The following is a 10,366-nucleotide window of genomic DNA, read 5'->3' on the forward strand; positions in this document are numbered from 1 at the left end:
TGATAGCTGGTATTTATAATTATGAACTTTCTTTGAAGACAAATTAGCCATCGCCTGAGACTTTCGCAAGAGGTCTACTGTATTTTAAATAACTCTTAAAAGTAGAAGGGAAGTTGAAAGAGCTATAAATTTTCAACTTCCCTTCTTGATTTAGATTAATTTAACGAAAACCCAGCCAGGTAAAAAAATCCTGGCGGGTGAAGAATTCTAGCAGCAAAAGTCCCACGAATCCCACCATCGCAAATCTGCCGTTGATTTGTTCTGCATAGGCATTCCACCCAAAGGCTGGTTCTGGTTTTGGGGTATTTGGGGTTGTCGGTTTTGGGGAGGGAGGAGTTTTAGCAGTCATTTAAAAGTTTTGAGTTTTGAGTTTTGAGTAATGACTTTTGGGAAGCTTTGCGATCGCACAACTTGTAATTTACCAGGAAAATGACAGCCGATCACTAATCTGCTGACTTTTCTAAACTTTGAACCGATTCGATCAGATTTCGCACGGTTTCAGTACCTTCTGAAGGTTCAAAAAACAGCGGGAACTTGCCGCGAGCGATCATTCTCAAACCCAAGGGGCCCAGACTCAGCAAACCTTTAACGTCGCGGAAGTAGTTTCCTACTACTTCGATGCCAAATTTGCGCTCGTCTATCCAGCCGCCTTCTTTGACGAGATCGATTAAAACTTTGCGGTGGCGGATCGATCGACTGGCTTGGTCGTCTTTGCGATCGAGAATCTCTTGTTTAATCTTACCAATTTGATCCATCGGCGCAACTTCCATCGGACAAACCGAGTTGCAGTAGTAACAGCGGGTGCATCCCCAAACGCCTGCGGTGCCTTCGTTGTATTTTTCCAGTCGATTTTCGGTTTCGCTGTCGCGGGAGTCGGCGATCGTGCGGTAAGCTTTGGCGAGGGCGTGGGGGCCGACAAATTCCTGATTGACTTCGCGGGCGTTGCACTCCGAATAGCAAGCGCCGCAGAGGATGCAGTTGCCAGTTTGGTCGAGTTTCGATCGCTCTTCTGGAGTTTGCAGAAATTCGCGTTCTGGAATTGCTCGCGAGGCTGTGCTGATATATGGTTCAACTGCTTCTAGGTTGTCCCAAAAACTGGTCATGTCAACAACCAAATCTTTAATTACCGGCATATTTCCCATTGGGGCGACGGTGATTTCTGGGATGAAATCGGCCGGCTTTTCTGCTGAGCTGGAATCAGCTATTTTTTGCAGTCTTGCGAGTTCGCTGGCGACATTTTCTTTGCAAGCTAATGCCGATCGACCGTTAATTCGCATAGAACAACTGCCGCAAATTGTATTGCGACAATTTTTGCGAAAAGCTAAAGTGCCGTCGTGTTCCCACTTAATACTGTTGAGGCAGTCGAGGATAGTATTGCTCTCTTCAACGTCTAGAGTGTAAGTGTGAACCCGGGGAGCCTCGTTTTGATTTTGGCGGACTACGTTAAAGCGGACTTTCATATTTTGAGTGAGGAATTTAGTTTCTATTTTAAGCTGATTTTTCGGGTTCGGTAAAAAGCTCTTATTTTTTTAAACCACTATCTAAAGTAAGAGATTTAAGCATTTTTATTATTGTTTAATAAGAGGCAATAAGTCCAAAGTCATAAATTCTAAATTATAACTTTTTTTAGCGGATTTTTTGAGATGTTAAGTGGAGAGAACAGTAATTGATCGCTGCAGTTTGCGAGTCGGAGGTGCCTTATGTCCAGCTTGTTTGTATTAACTTTCATGTTTTCAACGCCGGCTTTTTGTCTGGGTCTGCTAAATCCTCAATGGGTGGGACAGGGAAATCGCAAGCGCTCGGCTGCCTTGTACGGCGGAGTGATGGCAGTTTCGTTCCTTTTGCTTGGAGTTACAGCACCTAAGCCGCCGCAACCAGTTTCCTCGGGGCTGCTGGCCTCAACTGAATGGCCAGAATTTACGGTAAGCGCACCTTTGCGCTGAACGTAGCTGGGTATGCATCTCACTTTTCTGCCAGCATTACGAGAAATTTTACCAGGACTTACGCCCGGTTAGGGCGAGAAACGTAGTTTTTTAATAAAAATACTTGGTTCTACTCATTTACTGCAATTAAAAACCCCGGTTTATAGGCGTCGGAGTGCGATCGCGAACTGTAGGAAAAAATCGTGGGTTTAGTAAGGAAAAATACACTCACCAACCGAGTTTCACCAGCGTCCGGTGTCTAGGGTTATATTTACGAAGTAAATCCTACGGATTTGTGAGTTGTTTGCTGATAAATAAGGAAGTTAACTTCTCAGGACTTACGCACAGAAATTAAAGAAATCGGGTTGTTTAAACATATATCCTTCGTGCTTCACCTCGGATTTTGGGAAAAGAAACCCGGTTTCTGCGTCCTGGATTACTTCTCTTTTTTACTGTTAAAAGTCGCGATGTTTAATTTTTTCGTCTTAAGCTTTCTATTGTCGATACCTGCCTTCTTTCTGGGTATTGTTAATCCGAAATGGGTGGGCGCACCAACCCGCAAGCGATCGATCGCGATGTACGGCGGGTTGATGGCGGCTTCGTTTGTACTTGTTGGCGTCACCGCACCCCCTCCGTCTCAGGAAGTTTCGGTGGCGCTTTCGGCCCCAAGCGATCCGCTAGTATCCTCTCAAACCGCTAAGCCGTCACCGCTTTCGGCAGCGCCGACACTGAAGCCGGAGACTGTGAAAACGCCGACACCAACACCGAAACCTGCCATTTCTGCGGAGGTATCTCCACTTGCCAAACCAAGGCCCGATCGCAAATTGCCATCTTCGGTCAAATCTGTTGAACGAACCGCAGAGATTGCTGTTGATGCACAGCAGCCAAAGAAAGACACCAAGAAAGTTATTGACGAGTCTTCTAAAGCGAAGGTTAAAAGTGCCGATTTTCCGAGTTGCGTTAACTCGGATTGCAACTGTTCTGACTTTGCGACTCAAGCTGAAGCGCAGCGAGTTTTAGAGGCATATCCGGGCGATCCGTTTAAGCTCGATCGAGATCGAGACTCGATCGCTTGCGAAACGCTAGGTTAGATTTGCTCTGCCAACAGCCTCGGTTAATGATGAAGGCTTTTTTGGGTGATTGTACGAATTGAAGAACGCAAATCGATCGGCTAAAATTGTCTAATTGTTGAGCTTGCGGTGCGGGTGCAGCTATGACTTACAGCTTGAGAATTGTCGATTTGCCAACGAGTGAACGGCCACGGGAACGGTTGATGGCGGGTGGCCCGAAAAGTTTGGCGACTGCAGAATTGATTGCGATTCTCCTGGGTACTGGTCAGGGACCCGGCAAGCTTTCCGCCGTCGGGCTCGGACAGTATATTTTAAATCAGTTGAGTTTGCACCACCGTGATCCTCTGGCTGTGCTACGCACTATTAGCGTTCAGGAGTTGACGCAGATTCACGGGATTGGCCCTGCTAAGGCGACTTCGATTTTGGCGGCGGTGGAGTTGGGGAAGCGGGTGTTTCAGTCGCGGCCGCCGGAAATGGCTGTGGTTGACTCTCCGCAAGCGGCGGCGGATGCCCTGAGTCAGGATTTGATGTGGCAGTCTCAGGAACGTTTTGCTGTGGTGTTGCTGGATGTAAAAAATCGGCTGCTGGGTACTCAGGTAATTACGATCGGCACAGCAACGGAAACTTTGGCTCACCCACGGGATATTTTTCGCGAGGTGATCCGCCAGGGGGCGACGCGGGCGATTATCTCGCACAATCACCCATCGGGGATTGTGGAACCCAGCCCGGAGGATATTGCTTTGACGCGGCAGTTGCTGGCGGGAGCGCAGTTTTTGTCGATTCCGCTGCTGGATCACTTGATTTTGGGGAATGGCGATTTTCGGAGCTTGCGGCAGACGACGACGCTTTGGGACGAGTACCCGCAGGGTGATTGAACTCTTATACTTAACTAATTTCATTACTATCATTAGTTATTTGTATCTTTGGGCTCTCCGACGGCTGAATCACCCGTGACAGCAGGCAAATTTTCCGGCTGGAGTACCCCGCTAGAGCCTGTTTTGGCTGAATGTCGCTGCTGATACTTCGTTTCGATCACAACTCGGTTAATCTAGTATAGGTAGGCTGAAGAGGTCGCTAATCCGATTTTTTTTGAGCATACTAAACGTATACTGAACCAGCACCTAAATACCCACTTATTAAGAAATTATTAAATGGGATGTAAAATACACGGTGTGGTGATAGGAGGAGAACTGTGTTTCTGAGACTTGCAGAACAACACCGTAAATTCGTTCAAGATTTGGTAATGAACCTTCAAGCTTTAGCGATCGTGCTAGAGCATCGGGGTTATCTGGCATCCTGCTACACTTGCGGGGGTCAGATGAACAGTGCCTCATTTATGGTCAGTTTGACGGACAACCATCTGATTCGATTTTTAGTGTCAGATTACGGTATCACTTGGACTGAGATGCGGGACGACCGCGAACTGATGAAACTAGAAGGTGCAGAAGCGATTAATCAGTTACAAGAACTGGCAAATCTCGTAAAGTATCAAATCCAACCTTCGGAAGCTACTTTAGCGACGGCGCAGTGAGTGTAGCGATTGCACGGTTCCGAGGAAGGCGACGCAAGAAAGTGGGTGCTTGTCTGCTAAAACCGAATCCCCAGCGAGTTAGTTGAGAGGGTTCATTTAGGTGCACAGCGATGGCTGCTCAACAGACAAGGGTGCTATCAGGGTGCCTTCAGACGGTTTAGCGCTCAGTCTATCGAAGTGAGCCTGGGCAGACGGCATACTTTATGCCAGAAGTCTCAAACTTGGAACCTCTAGTTTTTTTTCAGCAGTTGGTTCTCCCTTGAGAGCGATTAGCAAAATGTAGAAGTGGGAGTGTTCGTCGGCTGCGATGTTAATTTCTAACTTTGGCATTCAAAAGTCAAGGAATTGAAATTAACTTTGAGCAGGCAGGTAGGATTTAACATCCAGAGTGAGAATGAGGCTGTGAAGATTGGGTGAAGCGCAGACCCAGGGCTATGGCATACGGGCGATTCAGCAGTCAAGTGCAAAGCCAGTAAGGCTTAATTCGAGCCATTCGTCTGTGCTTGGTTGAAAACATCTTCATTTGTCTAAAATTCCCTGTTTGTATAATCGCGCATTCCATGAGACTGTTGGCGAATCAATACTTTGTTTCTTTGGGGGGTTTAATAATGAACCGCCAAGACGCCAACTACGCCAAAAAGGAAGAAGAAAGAGGAAGAAGGATAGAAAAATTAATTGCGGGCAATTATCCGGACACGCTCTAAGAGGGGTGCGACGGGAGCAAATGTAAAATGTCACCCTTCACGGATTCGCCAACAGCATCACGGCGCGGAGCTTAAATTGATACCAATGCCCTTGTGGTTGCCCCACCAAAGTGTTGCCAACCCCCTACACTCGTCCAAATTCCGGTCGCATCCGCAGTTGGGCCGACACCGGCAGATGCTCTGAACCAATTGGCGGTAAAACATTGGCTGATTTTGCCCCCCAGTGGTGAGAATACCAAACATAGTCAAGCCTCACCAGGGGAAAAGTTAATTTCCAGTTTAACTGTTTAACCAGTAAACTCAGATCCCACCCGTGCGGAAAAGTAAAGCCAAAACCCACTCCTGCTGTTCGGAAAGCATCTTGCATAACGGCTCTCAAATAATAGTAGTCTTGAGATTGGTCAGTCAGATTAAAGTCCCCGGCAGCAATAGTCGGCAGCGTTTCTTTCTGGAGTCGCCGCACTAAATCTTGAATTTGTGCCGGTCGGTCGCCGTACTCGTAAACTGGGATTTTGAGGAAAGGCAAAATTTTATGCTGGCGAAACCACGGTGGGGTGGTTGAAATGTTATAAAGAACTACATCTTGCTGGTTCATTGCGATAATAGCTCGTTCCTGTGGTTCGTTCCCACCCGCTAGCTTTAACTTTTGGAAAGAGCGAATGGGATATCTGCTGAGAATCACATGGTATCCGCGCCCCAGGTTGTGCGGGTATAATGCGGCCAACTTAGAGAATACTTCTTTGGCGTAATCCTCCTTAATTTCTTGCAAACAAATGAGGTCTGGTTTTTCTTCTTCAATTAGGTTGACCAAAGCTTGTGGGGATTTGTGATGCCAGCCGAGGTTGAGAGAAAAAATCTTGAGGGTTGGCTGGGAATCACTGATGTTCGTCTGCTGGGGAGAAAAGTAGGTGACGTGTAGCCAACCCAGCAAACAGATGCCAGCGACAGAGGAAACAATCGCGAACCAGCGTTTCTTTATGATAAAAAACCCTAGAATTGGCAGCAGGAAGATTGGCAAGAAAATCCAAGGAACAAAATCCCCCATCAAGGCAATCGGCCACAGCCTGTCCCAAAAGATCAGTCTCAGAATCAGATAGCTGACAATCAGTGCGGAGTAAGCGTAGGCGAGCAGTTGAGCAATTCGCTGCAAAAATCGGTAAGGCTTAATCATAGCGCCGTCTGCAATAGCATCCTCTTGCGGGTGTGGGGACAAAAAACTGGATTGTGATCAGCTCAAATTAACTGAAATGGGCGCTCCCCGGCTGATGCTAGGGAATACACTTCTCCTGTGTCCGGCTCTTTTATTTTATACAGACTTCTGGCTGGAAACAGTGATGGAAAATCGCGATCGATAATATTGCTATTTAGAGTAAGTTGTTGGTTAAAGCAAAATTAGCGATCGCAAAGTTAGGAATCTCAAGCAAATGATCAATCTCAGCGAACTACTAGAACCCATCGCCAGTCAATTTCGCAGTCTGGGAATTCCCGAACCAATTACCCATTGGGGACACCCTGTAATGATGGGGATCGTGGTGGTGGCGATGGGCAGTTTTGTCGGGTATACGGGATGGCAGGGACGTTTGGCCGCCGATAAAGATGTCGCACTCAAAAGTCGCTCGGATCACCGCAAGCTTGCACCCTGGATGTTTCTGTTTCTAGCTTTGGGCTATACAGGTGGCTTGCTGTCGCTGGTGATGCAGCACCAGCCAGTCATGGAAAGTCCGCATTTTTGGACGGGTTCGGCAGTGCTGGTTTTGCTGGCTGTTGGCAGCTTGATTTCGCTAACGGGTTTTGGGGGCAATAAGCTAGCACTGCGCGCGGTTCACGCCTATTTAGGCACGACGGCCCTTGCACTTATGGTGCTGCACGCGGCTTTCGGTTTAAAATTGGGGCTGTCTATTTAGAAGAGGAAGAGGAAGGGGAAGGGGAAGGGAAAGAATGTAAGGAAAGAAATTTTCCCATAACTTACGCAGGGGTAGCCAGAAACTGGGTTTTTTATCTAAATACACGGCGTTTAGCTTTTTACTCCGATTGAAAAACCCGGTTTATTTGGTAAGTATTGCATAATTCCTGCATCGGTTTCCCTGAAATATTCCCCCTCTGAATTACTAATTAATGAATCAAGCAACGGGTGCCATTTTCTGTCTTGCCTACATTTTGGGATTGATTTCTACAGCGGTTCCTTGGGGGAGATACGGGATACTTGCTTTGGGAATAGCGGTGGCGATCGCCATGCCGAAATTGTTGCGAAAATTTACTCTAAATTCTGTAAAAGTTACTAAGAAAAGACGCAGCCGACAAAAGGAAAATACTCTAGAAGAGCCATTAGATACGAGGGAAGAGTTGAGTTTTTTGGAAAGGCTGCCGAGAGCGAAATGGGTGTGGGCAGTGGCGGGTTTGGTGGCATTTCTAGCTAGCATTTATTTTGCAGTTCGATCGCCCCAACCGGCAGTAGATGACATCAGCAAACTGATTCCGGCTGGCGGGAACACTCAAGAAGTGGCGGTGACAGTTCGCGGTAGAGTTGTCAGTACGCCTCGATTGACTCGATCGGGTCGATCGCAATTTTGGCTAGAAACAGATTTAGTTAGCGAAATCAACGGCGGCGAGGGAGGAGCAGTCGTAAACCGCCCAGTATCCGGCAAACTCTACGTTACAGTGCCGCTGCTGCAAGCAACGGGTTTGTACGCCGACAATACGATCGCAGTTGTGGGTTCTTTGTACAAACCGCAGCCGCCGTCGAATCCAGGGGCTTTTGATTTTCAAGCATATTTAGCCAGAGAAGGGGCTTTTGTCGGACTCAAAGGTCGTCAAATTGACTGGACGAGAGAAAAGGCGATTGCGGATGTAAATCGAGTTAACAGCCAAACGGCTGCTTTCTTGGAGCCCAGCGGGATGCAGCCATCGAAAATTCAAGCGATGCGGCAGCGGATCGTGCGATCGCAACTATCGCAGTTAAATGTTCCCGAAGGGCCCTTGATAAGTGCGATCGCCCTCGGCAAACAAGCAGTAGATTTACCTTACAATATCCGCGACTATTTTGTGCAGGCTGGATTGGCCCACGCGATCGCAGCTTCCGGCACGCAAGTTTCAATGGTTTTGGCTTTAGTTCTAGGTTTGACCAGACGTTTTTCCAAACAATTACAATTTAGTTTTGGCGTCGGTGCTTTATTTTTGCTAGTGGCATTAACTGGCTTTGAAGCTTCAGTATGCCGTGCTGCTTTGATGGGATTTGGAACATTATTTGCTTTGGTGCTGAGCCGCCAAGTTAAGCCGCTGGGATTGCTGTTAATCGCTGCTACTATTTTACTGCTGGTTAACCCTTTGTGGATTTGGGATTTAGGTTTTCAACTGAGTTTTTTGGCGACTTTGGGGTTAATCGTGACAACGCCCCCGCTGATGGCAAAGTTGGACTGGATGCCTCCCGCGATCGCTTCGATTGTTGTGGTTCCGATCGCCGCTTCAGTTTGGGTGCTACCGCTGTTACTTTATGTTTTTAGTGTGGTATCACCTTACAGCATTTTAGTTAATATTATTGCGGCTCCTTTGCTGTGGATTTTGAGTATTGGGGGGATGGTTAGCGCTTTAGCGGGATTGATTTTTCCGCCGGCTGGCAGTATTTTAGCGCAACTGCTCGATTATCCGGCAAAGGGGTTAATTGCGATCGCCCAATATTTCTCGCAATTACCTGGTAATTCGGTAGCTGTCGGTCAAGTATCAGTGTTTCAACTAATAGCGCTTTACAGTTTAATTTGCTGGGTTTGGATCGGGCGAAGTTCGGCAACGAGCCATGTACGGGATGTAACGGATAGAAAAAGGAAGGAAGAAAAAAGACGGAACCCGGAAGCAGTCAGAGGGAAAAACCAGGAAAAAGGGAAAGGGAAGAAGGGGAAAAGCAGAGTTATTGCGCTGCCGGTTTTTTCTGCGGCTTGGATTTTACCGCTGGCGCTGGTGGCGGGAATAAGTATCATAGTTTTGCCAGCTTGGCACGTTCAAGCATCTTTGTTTCAAGTTACTTTGCTGGCGACATCTGGCGAACCTGTTTTAGTAATTCAAGATAGGGGAAAAGTGGCGCTAATTAATAGCGGTGATGAAAATACCGTAAGGTTTACAGTGTTGCCTTTTTTGCAGCAGCAAGGAGTTAATTCTGTGAATTTTGCGATCGCCACTCACGGTCATTTAGGTTTGAGCAGTGGTTGGGGAAAATTACTAGAACGCTTGCCAATTAAAACATTTTATGATAACAAGGCTCCGAAACAAATTCACCGCGGCAACAATCAGGAATTTATGACGGCTGTGCAATCTCGCCAAGGCGTTTACTTTCCTTTAGAAACTAACAGTACAGTTGATCTGGGTTCGACGCGGTTGCAGTTGGTGAATGCGGAGATTCCGGTGGTAGAATTCCTGGTGGGAAATCGAACTTGGTTGCTCGTCGGTGAAATGACACCGGAGGCGCAAAAACAATTGGTCGCAACGGGAACCTTGAAGCCGGCTCAAGTGCTGTGGTGGTCGGGAAAAGCCCTGACGGCTGAGTTATTGGGCGCAGTTGGGCCGCAAGTGGCGATCGCATCTGCTGACGAAATAGACCCAGAAACCGCAGCCCAACTGCGTCAAAGCAAAACCCAGATTTTCTGGACAGGGCGCGACGGAGCTCTCCAGTGGACTCCAGCAGGGGGATTTAAGACCACTTTGGAATCTGAAGAAAATCAAACTTCTTTTTTATAAAGATTTACAATCTGGCGCACTGTGCGGTAAAATACTTTTAGCTCACATCTCAAATCAATTGGAGAGGTGGCAGAGCGGTTGAATGCGGTAGACTCGAAATCTACTTTAGGGGTAACTCTAACGTGGGTTCAAATCCCACCCTCTCCGTACATCTCAGCGTCAAGCGTCAAGCGCGCACCTTATTAACCTAGGGTGCGCGCGCCTTATCATATTATGAAATTTAACTCCAAAATCTCAGTAGCATGATAGCTGCTTTCATTTCGGTAAGGTAGAGGCTTAAAATCTCAAGGAAACTCTTAACTCTAAACAGGGCACAAAAAAAGGGAAGAGTGTTGGTAAAGCGGGCAGTTGCAAACCGCTGTCTCAATCACGAATAAGGTGCGGGCGGATGATGGGGGAATTAGTCTAGATTCT

10 protein-coding genes and 1 tRNA gene are annotated in these 10,366 nt (G+C 47.3%); 7 read left to right on the forward strand and 4 right to left on the reverse strand.

Going from position 1 to position 10,366, the window contains the following annotated elements:
• Nucleotides 1-160: 160 nt before the first annotated feature.
• Both QUA77_RS18860 and QUA77_RS18865 read right to left on the reverse strand, forming a co-directional pair.
• Nucleotides 161-349, reverse strand: a complete 189-nt coding sequence (locus QUA77_RS18860; RefSeq protein ID WP_006634850.1) for a chlorophyll a/b-binding protein — start codon at nucleotides 347-349, stop codon at nucleotides 161-163.
• 94 nt (nucleotides 350-443) lie between these two features.
• Nucleotides 444-1,460: a succinate dehydrogenase/fumarate reductase iron-sulfur subunit gene (locus QUA77_RS18865; protein WP_333451768.1), complete on the reverse strand. Its 1,017-nt coding sequence runs from the start codon at nucleotides 1,458-1,460 to the stop codon at nucleotides 444-446.
• Nucleotides 1,461-1,700: 240 nt separating this feature from the next.
• Between QUA77_RS18865 and QUA77_RS18870 the strand changes: the two genes are divergently transcribed.
• The 3 genes from QUA77_RS18870 to radC all read left to right on the forward strand — a co-directional run bounded on the left by QUA77_RS18870 (nucleotide 1,701) and on the right by radC (nucleotide 3,867).
• On the forward strand, nucleotides 1,701-1,943 hold the full coding sequence (locus QUA77_RS18870; protein ID WP_333451770.1) for a hypothetical protein: 243 nt from the start codon (nucleotides 1,701-1,703) through the stop codon (nucleotides 1,941-1,943).
• A 446-nt stretch (nucleotides 1,944-2,389) separates the two neighbouring features.
• A complete protein-coding gene (locus QUA77_RS18875; protein WP_333451772.1) occupies nucleotides 2,390-3,013 on the forward strand; it encodes an excalibur calcium-binding domain-containing protein in 624 nt (207 codons plus the stop codon).
• Nucleotides 3,014-3,135: 122 nt separating this feature from the next.
• Entirely contained in the window at nucleotides 3,136-3,867 is a 732-nt protein-coding gene (radC, locus tag QUA77_RS18880; RefSeq protein WP_190736147.1) for a RadC family protein, read from the forward strand.
• 32 nt (nucleotides 3,868-3,899) lie between these two features.
• Here the strand turns inward: radC and QUA77_RS18885 are convergent, their stop codons facing one another.
• Nucleotides 3,900-4,028 (reverse strand): hypothetical protein, encoded by a 129-nt coding sequence (locus QUA77_RS18885; protein ID WP_333041245.1) that lies wholly within the window; start codon nucleotides 4,026-4,028, stop codon nucleotides 3,900-3,902.
• A gap of 156 nt (nucleotides 4,029-4,184) precedes the next feature.
• On the opposite strand from QUA77_RS18885, the gene QUA77_RS18890 reads away from it, so the two are divergent.
• Entirely contained in the window at nucleotides 4,185-4,523 is a 339-nt protein-coding gene (locus tag QUA77_RS18890) for a DUF1815 family protein (protein WP_015176985.1), read from the forward strand.
• 828 nt (nucleotides 4,524-5,351) lie between these two features.
• On the opposite strand, the gene QUA77_RS18895 is transcribed toward QUA77_RS18890, so the two are convergent.
• Complete coding sequence (locus QUA77_RS18895; RefSeq protein ID WP_333451775.1) at nucleotides 5,352-6,440, reverse strand: endonuclease/exonuclease/phosphatase family protein; 1,089 nt, start codon at nucleotides 6,438-6,440, stop codon at nucleotides 5,352-5,354.
• Nucleotides 6,441-6,651: 211 nt separating this feature from the next.
• On the opposite strand from QUA77_RS18895, the gene QUA77_RS18900 reads away from it, so the two are divergent.
• The 3 genes from QUA77_RS18900 to QUA77_RS18910 all read left to right on the forward strand — a co-directional run bounded on the left by QUA77_RS18900 (nucleotide 6,652) and on the right by QUA77_RS18910 (nucleotide 10,099).
• Nucleotides 6,652-7,131: a DUF4079 domain-containing protein gene (locus tag QUA77_RS18900; protein ID WP_333041247.1), complete on the forward strand. Its 480-nt coding sequence runs from the start codon at nucleotides 6,652-6,654 to the stop codon at nucleotides 7,129-7,131.
• A 211-nt stretch (nucleotides 7,132-7,342) separates the two neighbouring features.
• The gene (locus QUA77_RS18905) at nucleotides 7,343-9,952 is read left to right on the forward strand and encodes a ComEC/Rec2 family competence protein (protein WP_333451777.1); all 2,610 of its coding nucleotides are present in this window, start codon (nucleotides 7,343-7,345) and stop codon (nucleotides 9,950-9,952) included.
• Between the two features lie 60 nt (nucleotides 9,953-10,012).
• Nucleotides 10,013-10,099: transfer RNA gene (locus tag QUA77_RS18910), tRNA-Ser, on the forward strand.
• The last annotated feature ends 267 nt before the right edge of the window (nucleotides 10,100-10,366 follow it).

The sequence above is a fragment of the Microcoleus sp. K5-D4 genome (assembly GCF_036704575.1).
GTDB lineage: Bacteria > Cyanobacteriota > Cyanobacteriia > Cyanobacteriales > Microcoleaceae > Microcoleus.

What these genes read in the sequence shown, in the direction of transcription:
- QUA77_RS18900 (WP_333041247.1), top strand. Translation starts at nt 6,652, where the DNA reads ATGATCAATCTCAGCGAACTACTAGAACCCATCGCCAGTCAATTTCGC.
- QUA77_RS18870 (WP_333451770.1), top strand. Translation starts at nt 1,701, where the DNA reads ATGTCCAGCTTGTTTGTATTAACTTTCATGTTTTCAACGCCGGCTTTT.
- QUA77_RS18905 (WP_333451777.1), top strand. Translation starts at nt 7,343, where the DNA reads ATGAATCAAGCAACGGGTGCCATTTTCTGTCTTGCCTACATTTTGGGA.
- QUA77_RS18875 (WP_333451772.1), top strand. Translation starts at nt 2,390, where the DNA reads ATGTTTAATTTTTTCGTCTTAAGCTTTCTATTGTCGATACCTGCCTTC.
- QUA77_RS18865 (WP_333451768.1), bottom strand. Translation starts at nt 1,460, where the DNA reads ATGAAAGTCCGCTTTAACGTAGTCCGCCAAAATCAAAACGAGGCTCCC.
- QUA77_RS18860 (WP_006634850.1), bottom strand. Translation starts at nt 349, where the DNA reads ATGACTGCTAAAACTCCTCCCTCCCCAAAACCGACAACCCCAAATACC.
- radC (WP_190736147.1), top strand. Translation starts at nt 3,136, where the DNA reads ATGACTTACAGCTTGAGAATTGTCGATTTGCCAACGAGTGAACGGCCA.